The organism is Thermomonospora umbrina, assembly GCF_003386555.1.
In the GTDB taxonomy this organism is placed as follows: domain Bacteria; phylum Actinomycetota; class Actinomycetes; order Streptosporangiales; family Streptosporangiaceae; genus Thermomonospora; species Thermomonospora umbrina.
This window is the reverse complement of the sequence record NZ_QTTT01000001.1, coordinates 3162744-3184686: the sequence shown is the minus strand read 5'-3', so window position 1 is coordinate 3184686 and position 21943 is coordinate 3162744. Positions and strand designations below refer to the sequence as shown.

The 21943-nt window shown below is 70.6% G+C and carries 26 protein-coding genes and 2 tRNA genes; 13 read left to right on the top strand and 15 right to left on the bottom strand.

The features are described 5' to 3' along the window. Nucleotides 1-9: 9 nt before the first annotated feature. The 3 genes from DFJ69_RS14220 to DFJ69_RS14210 all read right to left on the bottom strand — a co-directional run bounded on the left by DFJ69_RS14220 (nucleotide 10) and on the right by DFJ69_RS14210 (nucleotide 2348). Nucleotides 10-1134, bottom strand: coding sequence for a hypothetical protein (locus DFJ69_RS14220; RefSeq protein ID WP_116022926.1), 1125 nt, complete (start codon nucleotides 1132-1134; stop codon nucleotides 10-12). Then, complete coding sequence (locus tag DFJ69_RS14215; protein WP_116022925.1) at nucleotides 1131-1709, bottom strand: RNA polymerase sigma factor; 579 nt, start codon at nucleotides 1707-1709, stop codon at nucleotides 1131-1133. The genes DFJ69_RS14220 and DFJ69_RS14215 overlap by 4 nt, the downstream gene beginning before the upstream one ends. Nucleotides 1710-1916: 207 nt before the next feature. Next, nucleotides 1917-2348 (bottom strand): helix-turn-helix domain-containing protein, encoded by a 432-nt coding sequence (locus DFJ69_RS14210; protein ID WP_116022924.1) that lies wholly within the window; start codon nucleotides 2346-2348, stop codon nucleotides 1917-1919. A 74-nt stretch (nucleotides 2349-2422) separates the two neighbouring features. Between DFJ69_RS14210 and DFJ69_RS14205 the strand changes: the two genes are divergently transcribed. From DFJ69_RS14205 to DFJ69_RS14190, 5 genes are all read left to right on the top strand, one after another. Further along, nucleotides 2423-3274: a class I SAM-dependent methyltransferase gene (locus DFJ69_RS14205; RefSeq protein ID WP_116022923.1), complete on the top strand. Its 852-nt coding sequence runs from the start codon at nucleotides 2423-2425 to the stop codon at nucleotides 3272-3274. 103 nt (nucleotides 3275-3377) lie between these two features. Then, nucleotides 3378-3551, top strand: a complete 174-nt coding sequence (locus tag DFJ69_RS14200; protein WP_170177651.1) for a hypothetical protein — start codon at nucleotides 3378-3380, stop codon at nucleotides 3549-3551. Nucleotides 3552-3711: 160 nt separating this feature from the next. After that, entirely contained in the window at nucleotides 3712-3864 is a 153-nt protein-coding gene (locus DFJ69_RS34290; protein WP_170177650.1) for a hypothetical protein, read from the top strand. 292 nt (nucleotides 3865-4156) lie between these two features. Then, a complete protein-coding gene (locus DFJ69_RS14195) occupies nucleotides 4157-5773 on the top strand; it encodes a 2-isopropylmalate synthase (protein ID WP_116022921.1) in 1617 nt (538 codons plus the stop codon). Further along, nucleotides 5770-6558 (top strand): ABC transporter ATP-binding protein, encoded by a 789-nt coding sequence (locus DFJ69_RS14190; RefSeq protein WP_116022920.1) that lies wholly within the window; start codon nucleotides 5770-5772, stop codon nucleotides 6556-6558. The genes DFJ69_RS14195 and DFJ69_RS14190 overlap by 4 nt, the downstream gene beginning before the upstream one ends. 25 nt (nucleotides 6559-6583) lie before the next feature. On the opposite strand, the gene DFJ69_RS14185 is transcribed toward DFJ69_RS14190, so the two are convergent. After that, nucleotides 6584-7279 carry a FadR/GntR family transcriptional regulator gene (locus tag DFJ69_RS14185; protein ID WP_116022919.1) on the bottom strand — a complete coding sequence of 232 codons (696 nt, stop codon included), beginning with the start codon at nucleotides 7277-7279 and terminating at the stop codon, nucleotides 6584-6586. 239 nt (nucleotides 7280-7518) lie between these two features. On the opposite strand from DFJ69_RS14185, the gene DFJ69_RS14180 reads away from it, so the two are divergent. From DFJ69_RS14180 to DFJ69_RS14170, 3 genes are read left to right on the top strand one after another with little or no spacing between them, the layout of a single operon-like run. Further along, nucleotides 7519-8127, top strand: a complete 609-nt coding sequence (locus DFJ69_RS14180; protein WP_116022918.1) for a dihydrofolate reductase family protein — start codon at nucleotides 7519-7521, stop codon at nucleotides 8125-8127. 52 nt (nucleotides 8128-8179) lie between these two features. After that, the gene (locus DFJ69_RS14175; RefSeq protein WP_116022917.1) at nucleotides 8180-8503 is read left to right on the top strand and encodes a YciI family protein; all 324 of its coding nucleotides are present in this window, start codon (nucleotides 8180-8182) and stop codon (nucleotides 8501-8503) included. Next, complete coding sequence (locus DFJ69_RS14170) at nucleotides 8500-9732, top strand: RNA polymerase sigma factor (RefSeq protein WP_116022916.1); 1233 nt, start codon at nucleotides 8500-8502, stop codon at nucleotides 9730-9732. Before DFJ69_RS14175 ends, DFJ69_RS14170 begins: the two co-directional genes overlap by 4 nt. Before the next feature lie 117 nt (nucleotides 9733-9849). Here the strand turns inward: DFJ69_RS14170 and DFJ69_RS14165 are convergent, their stop codons facing one another. Further along, nucleotides 9850-10257: a VOC family protein gene (locus DFJ69_RS14165; protein WP_116022915.1), complete on the bottom strand. Its 408-nt coding sequence runs from the start codon at nucleotides 10255-10257 to the stop codon at nucleotides 9850-9852. A gap of 97 nt (nucleotides 10258-10354) precedes the next feature. Next, a complete protein-coding gene (locus tag DFJ69_RS14160; RefSeq protein WP_147312307.1) occupies nucleotides 10355-10717 on the bottom strand; it encodes a VOC family protein in 363 nt (120 codons plus the stop codon). A gap of 367 nt (nucleotides 10718-11084) precedes the next feature. Here DFJ69_RS14160 and DFJ69_RS14155 point away from each other — a divergent pair, with 367 nt between their 5' ends. Together DFJ69_RS14155 and DFJ69_RS14150 are read left to right on the top strand one after the other, a co-directional pair. Continuing rightward, the gene (locus tag DFJ69_RS14155) at nucleotides 11085-11612 is read left to right on the top strand and encodes a hypothetical protein (RefSeq protein ID WP_147312306.1); all 528 of its coding nucleotides are present in this window, start codon (nucleotides 11085-11087) and stop codon (nucleotides 11610-11612) included. A 261-nt stretch (nucleotides 11613-11873) separates the two neighbouring features. Further along, the gene (locus tag DFJ69_RS14150) at nucleotides 11874-12218 is read left to right on the top strand and encodes a hypothetical protein (RefSeq protein WP_116022912.1); all 345 of its coding nucleotides are present in this window, start codon (nucleotides 11874-11876) and stop codon (nucleotides 12216-12218) included. 257 nt (nucleotides 12219-12475) lie between these two features. Here the strand turns inward: DFJ69_RS14150 and DFJ69_RS14145 are convergent. From DFJ69_RS14145 to DFJ69_RS14135, 3 genes are all read right to left on the bottom strand, one after another. After that, nucleotides 12476-12564, bottom strand: a tRNA-Ser gene (locus DFJ69_RS14145). A 169-nt stretch (nucleotides 12565-12733) separates the two neighbouring features. After that, complete coding sequence (locus tag DFJ69_RS14140) at nucleotides 12734-13126, bottom strand: hypothetical protein (protein WP_147312305.1); 393 nt, start codon at nucleotides 13124-13126, stop codon at nucleotides 12734-12736. 115 nt (nucleotides 13127-13241) lie between these two features. Then, entirely contained in the window at nucleotides 13242-14351 is a 1110-nt protein-coding gene (locus DFJ69_RS14135) for a glycerophosphodiester phosphodiesterase (protein ID WP_116022910.1), read from the bottom strand. A 170-nt stretch (nucleotides 14352-14521) separates the two neighbouring features. Between DFJ69_RS14135 and DFJ69_RS14130 the strand changes: the two genes are divergently transcribed. Then, a tRNA-Arg gene (locus tag DFJ69_RS14130) sits at nucleotides 14522-14594 on the top strand. Nucleotides 14595-14958: 364 nt separating this feature from the next. After that, nucleotides 14959-15219, top strand: a complete 261-nt coding sequence (locus DFJ69_RS14125) for a hypothetical protein (protein ID WP_116022909.1) — start codon at nucleotides 14959-14961, stop codon at nucleotides 15217-15219. A gap of 265 nt (nucleotides 15220-15484) precedes the next feature. Here the strand turns inward: DFJ69_RS14125 and DFJ69_RS14120 are convergent, their stop codons facing one another. Beyond that, entirely contained in the window at nucleotides 15485-16126 is a 642-nt protein-coding gene (locus DFJ69_RS14120; protein WP_211328620.1) for a maleylpyruvate isomerase family mycothiol-dependent enzyme, read from the bottom strand. After that, the gene (locus DFJ69_RS14115) at nucleotides 16123-17043 is read right to left on the bottom strand and encodes an alpha/beta fold hydrolase (RefSeq protein ID WP_116022908.1); all 921 of its coding nucleotides are present in this window, start codon (nucleotides 17041-17043) and stop codon (nucleotides 16123-16125) included. The genes DFJ69_RS14120 and DFJ69_RS14115 overlap by 4 nt, the downstream gene beginning before the upstream one ends. Nucleotides 17044-17139: 96 nt before the next feature. On the opposite strand from DFJ69_RS14115, the gene DFJ69_RS14110 reads away from it, so the two are divergent. Beyond that, nucleotides 17140-17796: a TetR/AcrR family transcriptional regulator gene (locus tag DFJ69_RS14110; protein WP_211328619.1), complete on the top strand. Its 657-nt coding sequence runs from the start codon at nucleotides 17140-17142 to the stop codon at nucleotides 17794-17796. On the opposite strand, the gene DFJ69_RS14105 is transcribed toward DFJ69_RS14110, so the two are convergent. From DFJ69_RS14105 to DFJ69_RS36160, 4 genes are all read right to left on the bottom strand, one after another. Further along, on the bottom strand, nucleotides 17793-18524 hold the full coding sequence (locus tag DFJ69_RS14105; protein ID WP_116022907.1) for a CHAP domain-containing protein: 732 nt from the start codon (nucleotides 18522-18524) through the stop codon (nucleotides 17793-17795). The genes DFJ69_RS14110 and DFJ69_RS14105 overlap by 4 nt on opposite strands. Nucleotides 18525-18882: 358 nt before the next feature. Next, the gene (locus tag DFJ69_RS14100) at nucleotides 18883-20250 is read right to left on the bottom strand and encodes an SNIPE associated domain-containing protein (protein WP_245974366.1); all 1368 of its coding nucleotides are present in this window, start codon (nucleotides 20248-20250) and stop codon (nucleotides 18883-18885) included. A 245-nt stretch (nucleotides 20251-20495) separates the two neighbouring features. Then, the gene (gene tuf, locus DFJ69_RS14095; RefSeq protein WP_116022905.1) at nucleotides 20496-21683 is read right to left on the bottom strand and encodes an elongation factor Tu; all 1188 of its coding nucleotides are present in this window, start codon (nucleotides 21681-21683) and stop codon (nucleotides 20496-20498) included. Nucleotides 21684-21797: 114 nt separating this feature from the next. Then, nucleotides 21798-21920, bottom strand: coding sequence for a hypothetical protein (locus DFJ69_RS36160; RefSeq protein WP_281275848.1), 123 nt, complete (start codon nucleotides 21918-21920; stop codon nucleotides 21798-21800). Between the last annotated feature and the right edge of the window lie 23 nt (nucleotides 21921-21943).

Here is a 21943-nt window from a genome sequence, read left to right as displayed (position 1 = left end):
CCGGGGGTATCACAGCGCGGCGCTGTTGAGGGCGGTGGTGGCGATGGAGTCGCTGTCGCAGCCCAGACCCGCGAACAGGTCCTTGGGAATCCGGTCACCGAGCCCGCCGAGCCCGCTGGGCGGCTTGGGCGCGCCCGGCAGATCCTTCGGGCCCCCCGAGCCGAACCCGACGGGCGGTTCGAACCCCTCGGGCAGCGACGGCTTGGCACCGTCGGTCAGCGTGTTCTGCTGGACGGTGGTGGCCTTCAACGTCCCGTCGCTCCGGAGCGTCCCGACCACGACCGTGTACCTGCCCGCCTCGAGCTGATCCACCCGCGCCCGCTCCTGCTCGATCACCGTGGTCTCGCCCGACGTGTCGACCCGTACGCGGGTGCCCTCGCCGCCCGTCACGGTGAACCCGTCGGGGCCGACGCCGCTCACCGTGCCCATGGCCGTGCCGCGCGCGGCCATCAGCGACGTGATGTCCGGCTCCATGCCGGCGGGCATCTCGGGCGGCTTGATCGTCACCGGGCTGACGAGAACGCTGGTGGCGGTGACGGCCTTCCCCGCCCGGTCGCCCCGTCCGCGCACCATCACGTTCACGCCGTCGGTGAGGTCGGACACGCTCCCGGCGACCTGCCGCGTCACCCGCGGCGGCCCGGACGCGTCGACCCTCACGTGCTTGCCCTCCGCAGTGATCACCACGAGGTCGGAGCCGTTCATCGACCGCAGCCTCCCCGCCGCGACCTTCAGGTCCTTGCACTCGGTGGACACCAGGCCCATCGAGGCCACCTGCCGGGCGTCGAAGGTCCCGGTCGCCCGCGGCGGGACGGCGGAGTCGCCCTGCGGCCACAGCCCGTACCCCGCGACGGCGATCACACCCGCCGCCGCGACCAGCGTCATCGCGCGCCGGCCCCGCCGGGCCGTCGGCCGTGGGGCGTCGATCGTGTCCAACACGCCCGCCAGCACCTCGGGCGGGGGCTCGACGTCGGGCTCCGCTCGTCGGACCGCCTGCGCCAGTGACCGCCACTGCTCCAGCTCGCCCCGGCACTGCGGGCACTCCTGCAGATGCGCGTCGGCGGCCCGCGCCCCGTCCGAACGTTGCGCGTGGACGATGAGTTGTTCGAAGCTCAGATGAGCCGATGCCGTGGTCATGACGCGTATCCCTTCTCGGGCATCGAGCGAACGAGTGCGGCCCGTGCCGCGGACAATCTGCTCTTGACCGTCCCGACCGGGATCTCCAGGACCTGCGCGGTCTCGCCGAGCGACAGGCCGCCGCCGAAGACCAGGCCGAGGATCTCCCGGTGCTGCGGCGTCAGACCCTTGATCGCCTCCATCACCGTCCCGGCCGACATCCGGTCCAGCGCCCGCTGCTCCGGTCCGGGTTCCAGGGACGGACGGTCGGCCAGCACCTCCTGCCCGACGGTCGCGGGCCGCTTCCTGCGCTGCCGGTCCCGGCACTGCCGGCGGGCGATCGCGATGATCCACGACCGCACCGAGGCCTCGCCCCGGAACCGTCCGGCGCCGCGCCAGACGGCCAGCATCGTGTCCTGGAGGATCTCCTCGCTGAACCCGTGGTCCGCGGTGAGCAGGACAAGATGCGACAGGACCACCCTCGCGTGCCGCTCGTAGAGGGTCACCAGCGCGGAACGGTCTCCCCGCCCGATCGCCCGAAGGAGGTCGTGGTCGTCGCGCTCGGCCGGCTCCCCTCGCGAGGGTTCGATCGTCATGAGTCGAGGTCCGGCGTCTTGTCGTAGGGGATCCACCGTGTGTCCTCCAACTGGTACACCTCCCGGGAACTCCCGCTGTCATGGGGTAGGTAGCAGCGACCGGACGGACGGTTCACCGAAGCCCACATCGTTCGGGGAAGGTTCGGCCGCATGGATGCGACACCCGTGGTCTCGCTCACCGACGCCGACGGCGGCACCGCACGGCTCTCACGGTGGGCGCGGAGGACCCTTCTTCCGCGTTCCGATGGCGCCCGATTCGGCGGCCCGGAGGGTGCGGCGGAACGTGGCGCATTCCATGTGGCTCGGCGCGGGGCAGGCGGCGGCGTGCCGGAGGAAGTCGCGCAGCGCGCCGAGCGTCCGGATCGTCCCGTCCAGCTCGTCCGCCTTGGCCGTGAGCATCTCCCGGTCGAGGTGCGGCCGTCCGTCCCGGCCGAACATGCGGGTGATCTCGTCGAGCGAGAAGCCGGCGGCGCGCCCCAACGCGATCAGGCCCAGCCGCTGCAGCACGCCGGGATCGTACTGGCGGCGCAGCCCCCGCCGGCCGGACGAGGCGATCAGCCCCTTCTCCTCGTAGAACCGCAGCGTCGAGGCGGGCACGCCGGAGCGCCGCACCACCTCCGCGATGTCCAGGTCCGCCATCACCTTGACCTCAAGTCGACTTGAAGTAGCACAGTGGCACTCCGCACCCCGGAAGGCAAGCACAGGAGACGATCATGGACATCACCCGCACGACCGAGGACGAACAGACCGCACGCTGGAACGGCCGCGCCGGCAACGCCTGGATCGACGCGCAGGAGGTGCTGGACGCCCTGTTCGAGCCCTTCGCGAACCTGCTCGTCGAAGCGCTCCCCGCCGGACGCGGGGGCCGGGTCCTCGACGTCGGCTGCGGTACGGGCGGCACCACGGTGGCCGCCGCCCGCCGGCTCGGCGCGGAGGGCCGCTGCGTCGGCGTCGACCTCTCCGACCCGATGATCGCCGCCGCCCGGACCCGCGCCGAACGGGCCGGCGCGCCGGCCGACTTCATCCGCGCCGACGCCCAGACCCACGCGTTCGAGCCCGCCTCGTTCGACGCCGTCGTCTCACGCTTCGGCGTCATGTTCTTCGACGACTCCGTCCAGGCCTTCGCCAACCTGCGACGCGCCGCGAAGGACGACGCCCGCCTCCGCTTCATCGCCTGGCGCAGCGCCGAGGAGAACCCGTTCATGACGACGGCCGAACGCGCCGCGGCCCCGCTCATGCCGAACCTCCCCGCCCGCCGACCGGACGGCCCGGGCCAGTTCGCGTTCGCCGACCGCGACCGTGTCCACCGCATCCTGGAGGACGCCGGCTGGACCTCCATCGACATCCGCCCCGTCGACGTGCCCTGCGTCCTGCCCGAGAGCGAGCTGGTCGGCTACTTCACCCGCCTCGGCCCGCTCGGCCTGATCCTCCACGAAGCCGACGAACGGACCCGCACCCAGGTCATCGAAACCGTCCGCGCCGCCTTCGCCCCCTACGTCCACGGCCCGGAGGTCCGCTTCACCGCGGCCTGCTGGGTGGCCGACGCCCACGCCACCTCGACATGACCCCGCGTCCCGCCGAGGCCGAACGTTCCGTACGAGCGGGTGTGGACGGGAGGGTCGGACGGGGGCGGGGCCCGCCGCGGCAACGGCGGGCCCGCGCGGTCGGGTGCGCCTCGTCTCACGCCAGGATCTGGGGTGCGCCCGGGCGGGCCCGCTCACGGAGACGATCACGGCGTTGCTGCGCAAGGACCCGGCGTTGCGACTCACCGCCGAGCAGGTCGCCACGGCTCTGGCCGAGTTCGCCTTCACCTGGATTGAGGACGAGCCCGTCGACACCTGACCGTCGCCCCGGGCGGCGGTCCCGTCCACCGGTACGACCCACGGACGCCGATCCCCACCGGGAGTACGATCCGTGATCCAACCCTCACGGCGACCGGCCGCCCAGTCTCCTACCGGCCGGCACGCCGACGAACCGCCGGCCGACAGTTCCCGGAGGTCTGATGCGCCTGCTCGTCGGTGTCCTCGTGGGGACGGCCCTGGTCGCCGGTCTCCTCCTCGCCGCCGTCGGCTCCACGGCCCACGAGGAGACCCCCGTCTCCCCGGCCGAACCCGAATTGTGCCTCCCGGACGTGAAGCTCTGCATGGGCGGCTGACCTTTCGCGGAGCCTCGCTCAGCGGCCCCGCACCACTTGTCTGAGGACCTGAGGTGATCTAGGGTGGCGATCGTGAAGCCGTGCGTGCTGGTTCTCCTTGGACGCCGCTACGGGGCCTGACGTGACCGGCTCCCCGTAGCGGGTGTCGGGCTGCGCCGGTCTCCCCGACGGCCGAATGAGGGAAGTGCCGGAAATGGCTTCACCCGTACGTACGACTCATCCCACGCTGCGCACGCCCAGGGCTGCGGTGCCCGCCGGCGCGCCCCCGTGGAATCCGCAGCGGCCGAGCGCGATGCCGCACCACAGGTACCTCCCCTGGGAGGAGCGGACCCAGGTGCCCCTGACGGAACGGGTCTGGCCGACGCGGCGGCTGGAGCACGCGCCGTTGTGGGTCCCCGTGGACCTGCGGGACGGGAACCAGGCGTTGGCCGAGCCGATGGACGTCGAGCGCAAGCGGCGGATGTTCGACCTGCTGGTCACGATGGGGTTCAAGGAGATCGAGGTCGGCTATCCGTCGGCCAGTCAGACCGACTTCGACTTCGTCCGGCACCTGGCCGCCGGCGACGCGGTGCCCGAGGACGTCACGATCTCCGTGTTCACCCCGGCGCGCACGGACCTGATCGACCGGACGCTCGACTCCATCGAGGGCCTGCCCCGCACGCTGGTGCATCTGTACACCGCGACCGCGCCCACCTGGCGGAACGTGGTGCTGGGCCGTACCCGTTCCGAGGTCCACGCGATGATCCTGGACGCCGCCGCCCACCTGTCGCGGCGCGCCGACCGTCACCGGGGCGGGCTGCGGTTCCAGTTCTCGCCCGAGGTGTTCAACCTGACCGAGCCCGACTTCGTTCTGGAGGTCTGCGACGACCTCACCGAACTGTGGGACGCCTGCCCGGACCGTCCGGTGACCCACAACCTGCCGGCCACCGTGGAGATCGCCGGCCCCCACGTGTACGCCGACCAGATCGAGTACATGCACCGGCATCTGGCCCGCCGCGACTCGGTGATCCTCTCCGTTCACCCGCACAACGATCGGGGCACCGGCGTGGCGTGCGCGGAGCTGGCCGTCCTGGCGGGGGCGCAGCGCGTCGAGGGCTGTCTGTTCGGCAACGGGGAACGCACCGGCAACGTCGACCTCGTGACCTTGGCGCTCAACCTCTACACTCAGGGTGTCAACCCGATGATCGACTTCTCCGACATCGACGCGATCCGCGAGACCGTCGAACACTGCAACCGGCTGCCGATCCACCCACGGCATCCCTATGCCGGCGACCTCGTCCACACCGCGTTCTCCGGAACGCACCAGGACGCCATCGCCAAGGGCCTCGCCCACCACCGCAAGCGCGCCGCCGAGCAGGGCGTCGACACCTCTGAGGCCGTCTGGCAGGTCCCCTATCTGCCCATCGACCCCGGCGACCTCGGCCGTACGTACGAGGAGGTCATCCGGGTCAACTCCCAGTCCGGCAAGGGCGGCATCGCCCATCTGCTGAACACCCACCACGGTCTGGACCTGCCCCAACGGCTGCGCGTCGAGTTCTCCCGCATCGTCCAGCACATCGCCGACACCACCGGACGGGAACTCGCCCACACGGAGCTCTGGGAGCTGTTCCACGCCACGTACATAGCGCCGGGAACGGACGGACCGGTCGGGCGGCCAGAACGTTCCGCGATCAACACGGGGCGGCAGGGCACCGAGAACGACCCGCTCTCCGCCTACATCGACGCCCTGTCCGCCGCCGGGATCACCGTGGCCGTCCTCGACCACACCGTCACCGCGAGCACCGCCTACGCGGAATGTCGAGTGGACGGCGTCACCGTCTGGGGAGCCGGCCAGGACGCCTCGCCCGTCACCGCGTCCATCAACGCCGTCACCGCCGCCGTCCACCGCGCCCGTCGGGCGGGCTCATGACGCCGGTCCTCCACGTCGCCGACGTGGATCTGGTCCGCGACGGAAGGCTGCTGCTCAACCAGATCTCGCTGACGGTACGCGTCGGCGAGCACTGGGCCCTCCTCGGCCCCAACGGGGCGGGCAAGAGCACGCTGCTGAGCCTGCTGGGCGCGGTCACCCATCCGACCCGGGGCACGGTGGAGGTCCTCGGCCACCGGCTAGGGCGGGTGGACCTGCATGAGCTTCGCTCCCATCTCGGGCACGTCGACCCGCGACACACCCCCTTGTCGCGCCGGCTCAGCGTCCGGGACGTCGTCCTGACCGGCGCGACCAACACCCTGGAGCCGGTGCCCCGCCGGACGCCCACCGTCGACGAGACCACCCGCGCCGACGACCTCATCGCCCTGCTCGGCCTGGCCCACCGACGGGACGCGCCCTGGCCGACCCTCTCCCAGGGAGAACGGGGCCGGACGCTCATCGCCAGGGCCCTCATGCCGAGCCCACGTCTGCTGCTCCTCGACGAACCCGCCACCGGCCTCGACATCGCGGGCCGTGAGCAGCTCATCGAACGGCTCGACCTGCTCCAGAGCACCTTTCCGCAGTTGTCGTCCGTCCTGGTCACCCATCACCTGGAGGAGCTTCCGCCGGGCACCGACCACGCGATGCTGCTGCGCGACGGAAGCCGCCTGGCCGCCGGCCCGGTCGAGGACGTCCTCACCAGCGACCAGGTCGGCAAGTGCTTCGATCACCCCATCGAGCTGACCCGCCTCAACGGACGCTGGACCGTCCATGCGGCTCGGACATGACGGCCACGCTCCCGGAGGGGTTCCCTTACGGCTGGAGCGCCCGAAGCCGGTCGAGCGTCCGAGTCAGCTCGCCGCGCAGCGTCCGCGCGGCCCGATCGGCGTCACCGCCGGCGATGGCCTCCACCAGCCGCGCGTGCACGTCCTGCCCGTGCCCCGGGTCCTCGGCACGCAGATCGAGCAGCTCCACCAGATCGATCAGCCCCTGACGCAACCGTGGGACGAACTCGGTGAAGAGCCCGACGAGCACCGGGTTGTGCGCCGCCGCCACAACGGCCTCGTGCAGCACGATGTCGGCGTCCACGAACGCGGCGGTGCCGCCCCCCGCGCTCTGCGCCCGATGCGCCAGGGCCGCGTCGAGCCCGATCAGATCGTCGTCGGTGCGCCGCTCGGCCGCCAGCCGCGCGGCCTCCACCTCCAGCAGCATGCGAACCTCGTAGACGTCCGCCACAGCCGCCCGCCGAAGCCGAACGGACCAGCTCTCCCGAGGTTCCGTCGCCATGACGAACACCCCCGAACCCTGGCGCGGCTGCACAAGCCCCGCCCCGGCGAGCGAACGAAGCGCCTCGCGAACGGTCGAACGCCCCACCCCCAGACTCTTGGCGAGCGAGGTCTCACCGGGAAGCTTGGTGCCCACGGGCCAGTTCCCCTGCGTGATCTGCTCCCGCAGGCTCTCCGTGGCCTGCTCCACCAGCGGAGAGGGCCGCAGCGGGTCCAGTGCCATGTCCTGCCCAGCTTTCCTGCCACACCTCAGGTTGTCTGCGGTGCCGGCTCCTCCAATGTACCGAGCTTCACCGGCCTCGCCGGCGCCCCGAAACCGTCGTGTTGCCGGATCGCCGACGACCGGCGTTCCGGAAGTTCTTCAAAGAAATCCGGGAGGCGGTGTCGGATCGGGCCGGTGGTGTTCGTAGCGGGGGTGAGGCCGCCCACCAGGGGCGGTGCCAAGGCGGGGGAATCGCGATCATGAAGCTGACGACCATGACTCAGGTCACCATCGATGGGGTGATGCAGGGGAACGGCGGCGCCTCCGATGACCGCAGGAACGGGTTCGAGCGCGGCGGATGGGCCCGGGGGGCGGGTGACGACGAGACCAGGACGTTCATCACGCAGACCTACCAGCGCGCCGAGGCGTTCCTGTTCGGCCGGCGCACCTACGAGTTGTTCGCCGGCTCCTGGGGATCGAACGAGGGGATGCGCGCGCATCCCATCGGCGTGGCCTTGAACGAGGCCCCCAAGTACGTCGCCTCGACCGCGCTCACCGCGCCGCGTTGGAAGGACACGACCGTTCTCCGCAGTGACCTCGCGGCGGCCGTCGGTGAGCTGAAGGCCCGGCCCGGAGGTGAGTTGCAGGTGCACGGAAGCGGCGCCCTGATCCGGTGGCTGCTGGAGAACGATCTGGTCGACGAGATGACCCTGATCGTGATCCCGGTGATCCTCGGCCAGGGCGCGAGACTGTTCCCGGAGACCGGCCCGGACCTCGCGCTCCACCCGGTCGAGTCGCGGGTCGACTCCAAGGGCGTGTCGATCCAGGTCTACCGGCCGGCCGGGCGCCCGCGGTATGCCACGACCTGAGTCCCCGACCGCCGAACCACGCCGTCTCGGCACCACAGGAGGTGATCTTCGGATGCGGTACCTGATCTCCGTGATCGATGACAAGAGCAATCCCGGCAGCACGGACAGGCGGCCCGCCATCAGCGCGTTCAACGAACGACTGGTCGCCGAGGGCCACTGGGTCTTCGCGGGCGGACTCGCGGACACCGACGCGGCCACGGTCGTCGACAACCGGGGCGAGCAGGCGGTGTTCAGCGACGGGCCCTTCGTGGAGTCGAAGGAGTACCTCGCCGGCGTCTGGGTGTGGGAGGCCCCCGATCTGGACGTGGCGCTCCAGCTCGCCGCCGAGGCCTCGAAGGTCTGCGATCGGAAGATCGAGGTGCGGCCGTTCCGGTGAACGACGTCGACGCCCGCGAGGCGATCACCCGGGCGCACCACGCGGAGTGGGCGCGGGTGGTCGCCTCCCTGACCAGGCGATTCGGTGATCTCGACATCGCCGAGGAGGCGGCGGCCGAGGCGTTCGCGACCGCGGTGCGGCGGTGGCCGGCCGATGGCGTGCCGCCCAACCCCGGCGCCTGGCTGACCACCACCGCCAACCGCAAGGCCATCGACCGGATCCGGCGCGAGAGCAGGCGCGACGACAAGCACAAGGAGGCTCGGATGCTGCACGGCGACGTCCCGCCCGAGCCTCTCGGCGCCATCGACGACGACCGGCTCCGGCTGATCTTCACCTGCTGCCACCCGGCGCTGGCGATGCAGACCCGGGTGGCGCTGACGCTGCGCATGGTCGGCGGTCTGACCGTGCCCGAGATCGCCCGCGCCTTCCTGGTGCGGGAGACCGCCCTGGAGCAGCGGATCACCCGCGCCAAGGCCAAGATCAAGGCGGCGCGCATCCCCTACCGCGTGCCGTCCGCCGAGGACCTGCCGACACGGGTCTCCGGCGTGCTCGCCGTCCTGTACCTGGTGTTCAACGAGGGCTACCTGGCGACCGGCCCCGACACCGATCCCGTACGGCACGACCTGACCGCCGAGGCGATCCGGCTCACCCGCCTGATCCGTGCCCTGCTGCCCGACGACGGGGAGGTCGCCGGTCTGCTGGCGCTGATGCTCCTCACCGAGGCGCGCCGCCCCGCCCGGATCTCGGCCGCCGGCGAACTGGTCACCCTCAACGAGCAGGACCGCGGGGCCTGGGACGCGGACCTGATCGCCGAAGGGCACCGACTGGTCCGCGAACGCCTCGCCTCCGGGACGGCCCCGGGCCGCTACCAGATCCTCGCCGCGATCAACGCCGTGCACACCTCCGCCCGCGACATCCGCGACACCGACTGGTCACAGATCCTCGCCCTCTACGACCAACTCGTCCGCCTCGACCCCTCGCCGATCATCGCCCTCAACCGGGCCATCGCGCTCGCCGAACTCGACGGCCCACAGGTGGCCCTGGCCGCCGTCGACCGCCTCGAGGACAAGCTGGCCGGCTATCACGCCTACCACGCCACCCGCGCCGACCTGCTGCGCAGGCTGGGCCGAAGCCGGCAGTCGCGCGCGGCCTACGACAAGGCCATCGAACTGGCCGGCAACACCGCCGAGACCGCCTACCTCACCCGCCGCCGCGACCAACTGCGGTAGCCCGTCTTCACCAGGCTCGCGCTCAACGTCAGCCGCTCTCCCTCGGTGACCTTGCGCATGTCGGGGGCGTCGGCCGGCCCGCGTGCTCAGGCAGGGCGGCCGAGGTTTCGGGCATCGTCAGGCGGAACCCGACATCTCCAGGTAGTGCGGGTTGTACTGGATGCCGAGGATGTTGCCCCACGGATCGACCACCGAGGCGTCGGCGAAGCCGGCCTCGCGTTCGGTGATCGGCTCGTATTCCTCGGCCCCCATGGACAGCAGGCGTTCGAACGCCGCCTTGACGTCGTCCACGTGCCAGTGGATGATCGCGCCGCCGGGGATCTGCGCCGCGCCCTTGGGCTGCCAGGCGCTGTCGATCAGGCCGAGTTCGTCCTGCTGGGCGCCGACCCGGAACTCGCAGTACTGCGTCGGCCCCTCGATCGGCCGCTCGAAGTACGGCTCGATGCCGAGCAACTCGGTGTACCACCGCTTCGCGGCTTCCACGTCGTCCACCCAATAGTTCACGGTGGCCAGTCCTCGCAGCATTTCCCACTCCTTCGCCTTGCGGTCTTCGCCCCCCGTGCCTGGTCAGGTCGGGGGCGCGTCGTCGATCAGGTCCACCTGGTCGCCCGGTCGTCGCGGGTCACGGGGAGAGCCGGACGCCTTCGCGGACCTGGACAACGGTGATCGCGTTGCCGTCGGGATCGGTGACCCGGGCGAACAGGACCTTGTCGGAGGTGGTGTCGTCGAGGTCGACCGTCGGCCCGTCTCGTTCGGCCAGTTCGGTGAGGGCCTGCCGGGCGTCGGGGACCTGGAGCGTGACCAGCGATCCGCCGGCGCGTTCCGGGTCGGAGACGAGTTGGACGACGCCGCCGGGGGTGTGCCACTCCACCAGGCCGGCCATCGGCTCGGCGTCGACGCCACGGCCGAAGAGCGACTCATACCAGCGCCGGGCACGCGGGAGGTCCGACACGGCCACTCCCGCCAAGACGTTGCTGATCTGCACGATGACTCCCAGGAATGTCGGCTTCGGTGGGTCACGCATATAGACCGTGAACCACCGGAACCCATCGGACTGGTTCAGACACCGGCCCGCCCACCGCCACGTCACCCATCTACCCGCAGGTTCGGCGAGGATGCCCGATCCTGTCCGTCTGAGACCGGTCTCAGCGCTAGAACGCGCATGCGCGAAGCGTTGAGCCGCCCGCCGCACGTGGTGCGACCGGACACCGTTCCGCGCCAGGGCCTTGGCTCGGTTCGATCGTGCCGGTGCCGGGCCGAAGTGCTCTCCTGTTGCGCAGCAGAGCCGGGCCGCCGCCTCAGTGGGACATCCGCAGGTGCCGGACGCGCTCATTGCGCCTAGGATGCCGACCGTGGAGTGGCTGGCGCCTCTGGGCGCGCTCTTGGGCGTGGTCGTCGGCATCGGGGGCACCGGGTGGACCGAACGGGCTCGCTGGAAACGATCACAACAGCACGAGTCCAGCCAGGTCCGGCGCGGCATCTACGTCCAGTTCCTCGCGGCGTCCGCGCACGCCCACTCAGCGGTCTGGTCGGCGGCCCGGCCTGAGCACCGATCCGACGAGGCCACCCGACGCGTCGGCATCTTGGAGGCGTTCGGCCCGGCCGAGTTGTACGCCCGCCGGTTCGATCTCATGCTCGCTGCGCCGTCTTCCGTGATCGAGCCCGCACTCCTGACCTTTCGTCGACTTCGCGAGGTCCGGGACGTGCTGGCGAACGGCGGCCAGGTCGACGACCCGGAGTTCAAGGTCATCAACCAGGGGTACTACGAGGCGTTCCAGGACACCGTCATCGCCATGCGCCGCGATATCGGTACTCCCGATATCGACGTCCCGTTGTTCACCCCGCGGACCAACGACCAAGCACCGCCGACGCAGCGCTGATCCCGACAGGCGAAAAGGGCTTCCGTCACTCGCCGTGTCCGGCCACGGCCATGGCGTTCATCACGTCGTTCGCGACTTCAGGGCGTGCGGAATGGGCGTGACCTGCGGCGGGAGTCCGAAATCGCCGCCGGCCAGTGCGTGGTGTGACGAACCTCCGTGTCCGCCCACGCTCAAAAGGGACAAACCTTGGTGTGAGAGACCGCCGTTGCGAGGACAGCGCCGACGGCGTTCCCCGTTCGACTCACTCCCGGAGGAGATGACGTGTCACGGCAGGAACAACAGGCCATCCGTATCGCGGCGACCAGGCTTGTCGCGCCCGAGGACGTCGATCGGGCCCGGCAGGAGGTCGGCCGCGTCCTCGCCCATGTCCCGGAACCGGCGCGCTCGATCCAGGTCACCCTCGGCGTGCTGGCCGACCCGGCGGTGAGGAACCCGGCGCTCGCGTCGGCCCGCATCGACCTCGACGGCGGGCCCGTCAACGCACGCGCCGCCGCCCCGACGATGCCGCAGGCCGTCGCCGTCCTCGGCGATCGGCTGCGGATACGCCTGGACCCCAAGCCCCTCGTTCGCCAGTCCACTTCGGTGGCGGAGGAGGGGACACTGTGACGCCTGCACACCAGCGTGGTTGAAGGATTCTTCAATTCGCCAGAATCGCTTCCTTCCGGAAGGCGGGACTGAGGTCGGCCGACGGGACGTGATCGGGCGAACGCCACGCAGGCGACGGTCGCACGCAAGCTCAAGCACGACGGACCTGGAGCGGCTGCGGACACAGCTCCCGGCCGTCCTCGTAGGTGAACACCCGATGAGCCCCGGAACGAGACAGCGAGGTTGCGTCGTGCGACGCAACCTCGCTGGTCGGAAGGCGGAGGATCGGGGATTTGAACCCCGGATGGGCTTGCACCCAAACCGCATTAGCAGTGCGGCGCCATAGACCTGACTAGGCGAATCCTCCTGGAGGCCCGGTGGGCCGCACACAGGCTACCGGTCCGCGGACCGGGCGGCAAAGTGCGACCCCGGAGGTCTGGGGGCGGATCCTGCCGGTCCGCGGCGACGAGGCCGTACCCGCGCGACACCCCCGCCCCGGGCCTCGAGGGCCGATGGGACGGGGGTGACGGCAAGGGTCAGGAGTTGCAGGCCTGCTGGAGCTTGACTCCGCTGCTGGTCAGCTTGCTGCCGTCCGGGATGCTCGGGTTGCCCTGGCCGGCCTGGCGGAGGGTGTCCGCCAGGCCGTCGAGGTCCGACGCGACCTGGTTGGCGGCCTCTTCGACGTCGCCGCCGGCCTTCTTGCCCTCACTGCGGACGTTGTTGGCCGCGTCCGTGTAGGTCTGGGCGAGGGCGGTGGGGTTGCTGAGGTTGCCCTGCGCCTTGACGCCGATGGACGCGATCTCCTGCTGCATCTTCTTGCAGGCCGCGGTCTTGTCGCCGCCGCCGACCCCGGGGATGCAGGCGGTGGACGACAGCAACGCACCACCGAGGGCGACAACGCCGAGGATCCTGGTGGTTCGCACACGCATGGGGGAGGCTCACTTTCGGTAGGGGGTCGTGGAGGCGTGAGTAGGGGAGCTTGCGGTGCCGCCTCGAACACCTTCCCTTCGATGCCGGGACCGCCGAGTAAGTTCCCCATAAGGGTCAGGAACCGAAAATCTCCGTACGAGCCGCCACACCGGCCGACGGATCGTCACAGAAGACCCCGTCCACACCGAGGCTGTAGAGCCGGGCCAACCAGCCGCCGACGTCGCCGGTCGCCCGCCGGTGATCGGGCGCGGCGGTGTTGCCCTGCCGGAAGTCGGCGGGCAGGAACTCGTTCTCGTTCCGTACCGTCCAGGTGTGCACGGTCAGACCGCGACGGTGCGCGTCCCGCACCAGCGTGGTCGGCGCGCCGAGCCGGCCGGACGCGTCCACCGGAACGATCCAGCTCGTGGACGGGCCGACACCCTGGGCGTACGACGCGATCCACTTCAGGCCCTCGGGCTTGACCAGATCGGCGTACGTCCGCTCGTCCCCGCTCTCGACGAAGTCGTACGGCGCGCCCGAGCCGTTGATCAACTGAACGAGCCGCACGGTGGTCATCTTCCGCAGGTCCCGCAGGTTGGCGGTCTCGAACGACTGGATGAACACCTTGTCGCCGCGGCCGTCGAACCCGTACCGGCCCAGCGTGGCGACCAGCGGCTCCTCCATGGAGAGCCCGAGGTCGTCGAAATATGATGGGTGCTTCGTTTCCGGGTACACGCCCACCCCGTGCCGGCGCGCCAGGTCGAGGACCTCCTCGAGCGTGGGGATCGGCTCGAGCCCGTCGAACACCGCGTTGTTCGGCCGTACCGCCGGGATCCGCTCCTCGGTGCGCAGCGTCCGCAGCTCCGCCAGCGTGAAGTCCTCGGTGAACCAGTCGGTACGGGAGGTCCCGTCGACCGTCTTGGTCTTCTTGCGGTCGGCGAACTCCGCCCGCTTCTCCACGTCGGTGGAGTCGGCCAGCCAGTTGTCGTGCCGGGCCACCAGCCTGCGGTCCTTGGTCGCCACGATGTCGGGCTCGATGTAGTCGGCCCCCTGCGAGATCGCCACCCGGTACGCGCCCAGCGTGTGCTCCGGCCGCAGCCCACTGGCCCCCCGGTGCCCGATCACCACGGGCTGCCGCACCCGCTCGGCCTCGGCGGACTCGCTCGCCCCCGCCACCGCCGCACAAACCCCCGCCGTGGCCGCCAGGGCCAGCCCTCCGGCCAGTGCACGCCTGATTCGAGACATCCCACTACCTTCCGTTCGGTGCGCCCGGAAGCTATGGGCGTGACCTTGCCGCGACCGGTCCCCCAGACGACCACCGACGGAACACCACCTGACCGCCCACCCCTCCACCACCGGACCCACGGAACCGATTCGTCCTCAGCCTCGACACCCGGTATGCTCTTCCGTGGCTGGCAGCCGTAGCTCAACGGATAGAGCATCTGACTACGGATCAGAAGGTTAGGGGTTCGAATCCCTTCGGCTGCGCCCAGGTCAAAGGCCCCTCGCGATCACCGCGAGGGGCCTTTGTCGTGTAAGCACGGCATTCGTGCGGTGCGACCTCCTGACCGCGTGGGTGATCGCCCGCGCCGTGGACGCGAATGACGCCGGCCCGGCGGCGGCACCGCGGGACTCGAACGGCGGCCGGTCTTGGTGGTGGACACCCGATCGTCGCCGCAGGCCCGCCCGGGCCTCTGTGGCCCCTCGGCGCGGCGATGAGCAGGGGGCGGCAGGGGCGGGACTTCGGTAGAGTCGTCCGTCAAGCGCACTCTGCCTGGCGAATGCGCATCCCGACGGGCGGACCGGGCGATCTCTCGCCGTGACCTGATGCGTTCTGGGCTACCGTCGGGGCGTGGACGCGGCGGAGGTGAGCGCGCAGGTCTGGCGGGAGCGGGTGCACAAGAGCGGCACCGCCGAGCAGGACCGGGATGCCCTGGCTCGTCTCATCGAGTTCGACGCCGACCCGTTCGAGGTCGAGTTGTACGAGCTGGCCGCGGACCCGCTCACCTTGTTCCTCGATCGCGCTCGGCGCCGCCGGGCCGGGCAGCATGAACGGCACGTACGCCGGATCGAGAGCCGAGGTCGACGGGCCGGTGGGCGACGGCAAGCTTGACGGTGACGTCGGTGGACAGCTTCCACCGCCGGGGTGCGTCGATGCCCCCCTGACCTCGGTGCGTAGCCGGTCAACCCGCCTGCGGCGCGGACGGTCGGTGGTCTCAGGGGTCAGATTGCTCGGTCGCGATTGCGCCGTGGCGGTATCGCGTACCTAGCCGACCTGTGTGAGGCCGTTCGGGGCGGGCGGGGCGGTTTGCCGCGTCGTCGGATCTACGGGTCTCGGAGTCCCCTGCCGGTGACGTGGGTGGTGCGGCCGTTGACGGCTACTTCAGCCGTGTTGCGGACTCGGTGACGCCGTTGCCGGTCAGGTCGGGCAGGGCCGTGGGGCGGCCGGTGGCGAGGAGGAGTAGGGCGGCGGTCGGGCCTCGTACCTCTTGGGGGCCGTCGCCGGCCGTCCAGTCGGCGTCGGTGGCGACGAGCCGCAGGCCGGCGAAGCGTTTGCGGGTGCCGTAGAAGAGGCTCGTCCATACGTGCTGCAGCGCCGGCAGGGTGCGTTCGATGGGCATGGGGTGCTCTCGGCCGAGTGGGCGGGCGATGTCCTGGGCGTGTACCAGGATGTCGGCCAGGGGGTCGAGTGGGCCGCTCATCGGGAAGCGTCGGGGGCGTCCCGCCGTTTCGCGGATCTGCGCCACCAGGTCGGCCGGGGTGTGGCGGAGGGCTCGTTCGCGGGCCATCTCCGCGGTCACGCGGTCGAAGTCGCCGCGGGCGCGGATTCCGCGCAGGAGCGTGGCGGTGAACTTTCGGTCGGCGAGCGTGAGGTGGGCGGCCACGTCGCGTACGGTCCAGCCGGCGCACAGGGACGGTGTCCGCCATTCGTGGTCGGCGAGCGTGTCGAGGAGGTCGGCGAGTTCGAGCCGTTCGGCCTCCACGTCGGGCGCCATGGCGACGCGGGTGAACGGGGTCATGACGGGTCTCCGGGGTCGAGGCGGTCTCGGTGAGGACCCTGGAACGGTCCGAGCGTCGTGGTCGGTGGTGCGCCGGCGGGTGAGTGCGGCTCCGGCCGATCGTTCAGAACGGCGCGGAGCGCGGTGACGAACCGGGCGGGGTCGTCGGCGAAGCCGGTGTGGTCGCCGGGGAACAGGGTGGGCTCGATGCCCAGCGCGGCGGCGAGCGCCCGGGAGGTGTGGTCACATTCCTGCCCGGTCGAGTCGACGCCTATGCCGATCACGATGCGGGTGGTGATCGATCGGAGGGCGTCCAGGTCGGGCCGCCAGTGGGTGGTCGCGCGCAGTTCGTGGGCGAACCAGCGGCGTTCGTCGGCGACCGTCCGCGGATCGCGTTCGCCGCCGAACATCACCTCGATCGCGCCTTCGGGCAGCTCGATGTCCGCCTGGGCCATGAACGTGGTCCAAGCGCCGATGACGTCGCCGGCCAGGTAGGTGGTGATGACGTCGTCGGTCTGCGCGTGGATCCGTTCACGGTCGTCGAGCAGCTCGACCAGCGGCGGTTCGTGGGCGATGACGGTGTGGACCTGGTCGGGGCGGGCCTGGGCCAGGGCGAGCGCGGTCACGGCGCCGCCGCTGGATCCCAGGACCGCGGCCGGTCCGGCGTCGAGATGGGTCAGCAGCCGGGAGAGGTCGTCGGCGCGCAGTTCGGGCGTGGAGGCCTGGGTGGGGTCGTCGAGGACGCTGCGGTTGATCCCGCGGGGGTCGGTGGTGAGGACGGTGTGGTCGGTGGCCAGCAGCTCGGCCGGTGGCGCGAAGGAGGCGGCGTCCATCGGCGCGCCGACGAGGGCCACCAGGGGCCCCCGGCCGCGCACCTCGTAGTGGAGGCGCGCACCGGGCACCCGGAGGGACAGGGCCGCGGTCGAGGTGGAGATCATCCGGTTCCTCCCACTAGGAGCGCATCGCTAACTGAACTGAACCGTACAGGAAGGTTGTACTGTACTCAAGAGTTAAGTTCGCGATAGGGTGCCGGTGTGGTGAAGAACGACACGAGAGCGCCCGCGCCGTCGGGCAAGCGCGCCGAACGCAACCGGCAGGCCATCGTGACCGCCGCCCGCGAGGCGTTCGTCCGCGAGGGGTTCGACGTCAGCATGGACGTGATCGCCGCCGCGGCGGGCGTGTCCAAGGTGACCGTCTACAACCACTTCAGCACCAAGGAGGACCTGTTCACCGAGGTCGTGGGGCAGGCCATGGACGAGGCGCACGCGGACATGGCCGAGGTCCGGGCCCATCTCGCCGACGCCGAGGACGCGCGTGAGGCGCTGACCCATGTCGCCCGCGCCCTGGTGGCCGCGGCCACCGATCCGTCCAGGCTGGCGCTGCGCAACCTCGTCACCGGTGAACTGCGCCGCTTCCCCGAGCTCGGCCGGGCCTACCAGCGACGGGGCCCGAGCCGCTCCGCCGCCGCCCTGGGCGAGGTCCTCGGCGATCTGTGCGCGCGCGGGCACCTCGACATCGCCGAGCTCGACGTGGCCGCCGTTCAGTTCTTCGGCCTGACCATCTACCCGCACCTGATCGTGGGATCCTTCGGCGCCGCGCTCCCCGAGGACCTCGCCGACCGGCTGGTCAAGGACGGCGTGGACATGTTCTTGAGCCGTTACGGCACGAACGACCGGTCGGGCGATGCCTAGAAGTGGAGGTAGTTCTCGACGTCGGCCTTGGTGACGGTACGGGTGCCGTAGAGGTGGGCGCCGCCCTTGTTGTACTCCTCCAGCAGAACGGTTCCGTCGCTGTTGACGCGGGCGACGTAGGCGACGTGCCCGAACGTGCCGGAGTTCCACTGCGCGACGGAGCCGACCTTGGCCGTGTCGTCCACCCGAATGCCGACGGCGCGGGCGGCGTCGTCCCAGTTGTCCGCGTTGCCCCAGTGAACGCCGCGGAAGTGGTTGTGGAAGTCCACGCCGAGCCGCTGCCGGACCCGCCAGGCCGCCCAGGACACGCATTCGCGCTTGTAGAAGTTCCAGGGGTCGGCCTGGTGCCACGAGTCGGACGTGTACGGATAGTCGTTCGCGACCGTCTGAATGCAGGGAGGCGCCACCGTGCCGTCGGACCCGGTGTAGATGTAGGCGTCGGACACGTATCCGGCCGGGCTGGTGATCTTGTCCCAGATGCTGCTGGTCCCGAAGGGCCCGGTGACGGTGGTCCCCCGCGTCTGACAGGTGATGGTGACCGTCCTGCCGTTGGCGACCGAGCCCGCGCTCGCGTAGCCGCCGCCGGGGCCGGTGCGCACGGTCAGCGCCGCCCCGCTCGTCTTGACGATGCCGGTGGCCGCGAGGGCGGCCGGGGAGTCGAGGGTCAGCAGGGAGCCGGTGGCCACCGCCACGATCAACGCGCGGCGGGCGAAGGGAAGCCGGGACATGGGAATCCTCCTGCTCGGTTCCGAAAGGGAACGATCCGTGCATTCCTATAACGGCCCCCTATCGACCGATGCAGCGGCGAAGGAACGGCACATGAACGCGGCCAAGCCGACATAACACACGGAGCGGCGGCCCGAGAAGGGTCACCGAAATACCACTGCGCCCCCATGTTCCCCAAGCCCACGACCCCGTGGACGGCCTTCGACCACATCGACCGCCACGCCCCATCCACCGGTGCCCGAACGCGCCCGCGGAGGATCGGACGAACGAGCCGCACGCCCCGGTCCGGCGGCTGGGCGCGGCTGCTCGAGTCGGTCGACGGACGTGCGGCATTCACCCGATGGCGCGATGCACTCGCGGTCAGGGGCTGCTGGCGCGCCACTCGGCGGCTTCGGGCTCTTCGCGGTACTCGAGGAGGTGGTTGCCCACGAGGTGGTCGCCGGGGATGCTCTCCAGAGCGGCTCGGACCTGGGCCGGGGTCGCGTAGAAGAACTCGCGGCGCCGGTTGACGCGGTTGACGCGTTGCGCCTCCATGGCGGCGTGGAGGCCGGACTCCAGGCCGAGCGCGTCGGCGCTGAAGATCAGGGCGTGCACGTCGAACCGGAACGGCACGGAGGCGTCGCCCAGTTCGCGGACGCGGTCCATCGGGTCGAGTCGGCGGGTCATCCCGATCTTGATCATGCGCTCGCCGAAGGCGCCGATGTTGGAGATGACGTAGACGTATCCGGTGCGGATGTTGGCCTCGCGCGCCTCGACGTCGTTGATGGCCTCTCCCACCTCGTCGAGTTTGGCGCGCAGTTCGGCCGCGCCCGTCTCGTCGCCGTTGGCCTCCAGCCGCGCGAGGGCGCGTTGGACGTGGGACTGCTCGCGGAGGAGCCGTTCCCTGGCGCGTTCGAACTCGCGGCGGGCCTTCTCCTCCTCCCTGTCCTGCTCGCGCTCGGCGCGGATGCGCTCCTTCTCCTCTTCGGTCTTCGCCAGGTGGTCGGCGGTGAGCCCCAATTCCTGGACCCGCAGGTGGTGGTAGGCGGGGTTCACCCGGATCTGCAGCATGGCGCCGAGGCGTTCGATGGCGGTGACCGTCTTCTCCAGGCGGACGATGGACGACTGAAGTTTGTGCGGGCGCATCGTCCGCACGAGGTTGTCCGCTTCGGCGTTGTAGGCCCGCAACATCAGCTTGGAGAAGTCCTTGACCATCTTGTCGCCTTTTGCGCGGGAGCCGTCGACCATCCAGCTCGTGGTGCCGGTGACCGCCTGGTCCCGGCGGACCAGCGCCTTGAAGACGTCCTTGATCCTCGCCAGTTCGGCTTTGTAGGCGACGGCGTCGTCGAGAGGGTGCTGGTATTCGTAGACGCCCGACTCCTGCAGCAGGGCGATGTCGCGCGTCTCGACGATCTCGTTGCGTGCCACCGTCAGTTCCGCCTGGAGCGCGGTCGTCTCGTTCCGGAGCTGCGCCAGCCGGTCCTGCGCCTGCTGACGCTCGGCCGCCAGGTCGACTTGGGCGCTCCGCCGCCACTCCTGGATCTGCTGGTCCGCCACTTGGCGCGCGGTCTCCGCCTCCGCGTGGAGCCGCTGCATTCCCAGCGCCAGATGCCGGTGCTCCATGACGCCGATCTGGTCGATCCACGAGTTGAGCGCGGCGTTCTCCGTGGTCAACTGCTGAATCTGCATACGGAGGTGGGTGTTCTGAGTTTCGAGGTCGTGGACCTGCCGTCCTCTTCCAAAGACCACGATGTCGCTCCTTCGGCCTTACGGCATGCATCGTCCACGAACCCGGCACGGGCACGGCAACGAAAGGGCGCCGACTTCGCGCATCCAAAAGATCATGAATTGATCGCCCAACTCGGGCGCATCGCAATTCTAGGAGCAGAGGGCGGCGATGGTGGCCAATCGCCAGAAGTCGCCCGTCCAGAAGTCGTGGCAGCGGAAGAGCGACGGAAAAGGCCGACGCACCCCCGGGGTGCGTCGGCCCGTTGTCAGGGCAGCAGGGTGGTGACCGTGCCGGCGCCGACCGTGCGGCCGCCCTCGCGGATGGCGAAGCCGAGGCCCTCGGCCATGGCGACCGGCTTGCCGAGGTCGACCGTCAGGTCGAGGGTGTCGCCCGGCAGGGCCATGGCACCCTCGCCGCCCAGGTCGACGGTGCCGACCACGTCCGTCGTGCGGAAGTGGAACTGCGGTCGGTAGCCGTGGAGGAACGGCTTGCTCCGGCCGCCCTCCGCCGCGGTCAGGACCCGTACCCGGGCGCGGAACCGCAGGTGGGGGCGGATCGCGCCGGGGATGGTGATCACCTGGCCGCGCCGCACGTCGGCGCGTTGGACGCCGCGGAGCAGCATGGCGGTGTTGTCCCCGGCCTCGGCGTGGTCCATGGCCCGGCCGAACGTCTCCAGGCCGGTCACGGTCGAGGTCAGGACGCCGTCGGTGAGCCCGACCACCTCGACGCGGTCGAGGAGGTCGATGCGGCCCTGGGCGACCACCCCGGTCACGACGGTGCCGCGGCCGGTGATGGTGAGGACGTTCTCGACGGGCATCAGGAACGGCCGGTCGAGGACGCGCTCGGGCACCGGCACGTACGCGTCGATCGCGTCGAGCAGGTCGCCGATCCGCGCGGACCAGTACGGGTCGCCGTCCAGGGCGCGCAGGCCGGAGACCCGCACGATGGGCACCTCGTCGCCGGGGTACCCGTACGCGGAGAGCAGGTCGCGCATCTCCAGCTCGACCAGGTCGAGCAGCTCGGGGTCGGTCACCGCGTCCGCCTTGTTCAGGGCGACGACGATGTGCCGGACGCCGACCTGGCGGGCCAGCACGACGTGCTCGCGGGTCTGCGGCATCGGCCCGTCCAGCGCGGAGACCACCAGCACCGCGCCGTCGATCTGGGCCGCACCCGTGATCATGTTCTTCACGTAGTCGGCGTGGCCCGGCATGTCGATGTGGGCGTAGTGCCTGGTCTCGGTCTCGTACTGGACGTGGGCGACGTTGATGGTGATGCCGCGGTCGCGCTCCTCGGGGCTCCGGTCGATGCCCTCGAAGGGGACGGCGACGGTCGGCCCCCGGTCGGCGAGCACCTTGGTGATCGCCGCGGTGAGGGTGGTCTTGCCGTGGTCGACGTGACCCATCGTGCCGATGTTGAGATGCGGCTTGCCGCGCTCGTAGAGCTGCTTGGCCATGGAAGCGGTGTCCTCACGTGAGAGAGGCGAACGTGAGAACCGGGCGGGACGCGCGGCCCCGCCGGTGCTACCCACCCTCCTCCGAGGGTTCTCGTAGGACGGGTCGGAGGAGGGTCAGCGTCGCAGGCCGTCGAACGAGGCCGACGCGGCTGCGGATGCGGCTGCGAAGGAGGCAGCCGACACCGCGCTCAGCGGACCGTGGTCCGCGAGCAGGCGGGTGTCGGCTGCGAAGAACATGCTTCGGATGGTACGGAGGTCGA

What these genes read in the sequence shown, in the direction of transcription:
- DFJ69_RS14165 (WP_116022915.1), bottom strand. Translation starts at nt 10,257, where the DNA reads ATGCTGCGAGGACTGGCCACCGTGAACTATTGGGTGGACGACGTGGAA.
- DFJ69_RS14115 (WP_116022908.1), bottom strand. Translation starts at nt 17,043, where the DNA reads ATGATCTCCACCTCGACCGCGGCCCTGTCCCTCCGGGTGCCCGGTGCG.
- DFJ69_RS14215 (WP_116022925.1), bottom strand. Translation starts at nt 1,709, where the DNA reads ATGACGATCGAACCCTCGCGAGGGGAGCCGGCCGAGCGCGACGACCAC.
- DFJ69_RS14105 (WP_116022907.1), bottom strand. Translation starts at nt 18,524, where the DNA reads ATGTCCCGGCTTCCCTTCGCCCGCCGCGCGTTGATCGTGGCGGTGGCC.
- DFJ69_RS14140 (WP_147312305.1), bottom strand. Translation starts at nt 13,126, where the DNA reads ATGCGTGTGCGAACCACCAGGATCCTCGGCGTTGTCGCCCTCGGTGGT.
- DFJ69_RS14135 (WP_116022910.1), bottom strand. Translation starts at nt 14,351, where the DNA reads ATGTCTCGAATCAGGCGTGCACTGGCCGGAGGGCTGGCCCTGGCGGCC.
- DFJ69_RS14180 (WP_116022918.1), top strand. Translation starts at nt 7,519, where the DNA reads ATGAAGCTGACGACCATGACTCAGGTCACCATCGATGGGGTGATGCAG.
- DFJ69_RS14205 (WP_116022923.1), top strand. Translation starts at nt 2,423, where the DNA reads ATGGACATCACCCGCACGACCGAGGACGAACAGACCGCACGCTGGAAC.
- DFJ69_RS14175 (WP_116022917.1), top strand. Translation starts at nt 8,180, where the DNA reads ATGCGGTACCTGATCTCCGTGATCGATGACAAGAGCAATCCCGGCAGC.
- DFJ69_RS14190 (WP_116022920.1), top strand. Translation starts at nt 5,770, where the DNA reads ATGACGCCGGTCCTCCACGTCGCCGACGTGGATCTGGTCCGCGACGGA.
- DFJ69_RS14120 (WP_211328620.1), bottom strand. Translation starts at nt 16,126, where the DNA reads ATGACCCCGTTCACCCGCGTCGCCATGGCGCCCGACGTGGAGGCCGAA.
- DFJ69_RS36160 (WP_281275848.1), bottom strand. Translation starts at nt 21,920, where the DNA reads ATGTTCTTCGCAGCCGACACCCGCCTGCTCGCGGACCACGGTCCGCTG.
- DFJ69_RS14185 (WP_116022919.1), bottom strand. Translation starts at nt 7,279, where the DNA reads ATGGCACTGGACCCGCTGCGGCCCTCTCCGCTGGTGGAGCAGGCCACG.
- DFJ69_RS14195 (WP_116022921.1), top strand. Translation starts at nt 4,157, where the DNA reads ATGCCGCACCACAGGTACCTCCCCTGGGAGGAGCGGACCCAGGTGCCC.
- DFJ69_RS14210 (WP_116022924.1), bottom strand. Translation starts at nt 2,348, where the DNA reads ATGGCGGACCTGGACATCGCGGAGGTGGTGCGGCGCTCCGGCGTGCCC.
- DFJ69_RS34290 (WP_170177650.1), top strand. Translation starts at nt 3,712, where the DNA reads ATGCGCCTGCTCGTCGGTGTCCTCGTGGGGACGGCCCTGGTCGCCGGT.
- DFJ69_RS14220 (WP_116022926.1), bottom strand. Translation starts at nt 1,134, where the DNA reads ATGACCACGGCATCGGCTCATCTGAGCTTCGAACAACTCATCGTCCAC.
- tuf (WP_116022905.1), bottom strand. Translation starts at nt 21,683, where the DNA reads ATGGCCAAGCAGCTCTACGAGCGCGGCAAGCCGCATCTCAACATCGGC.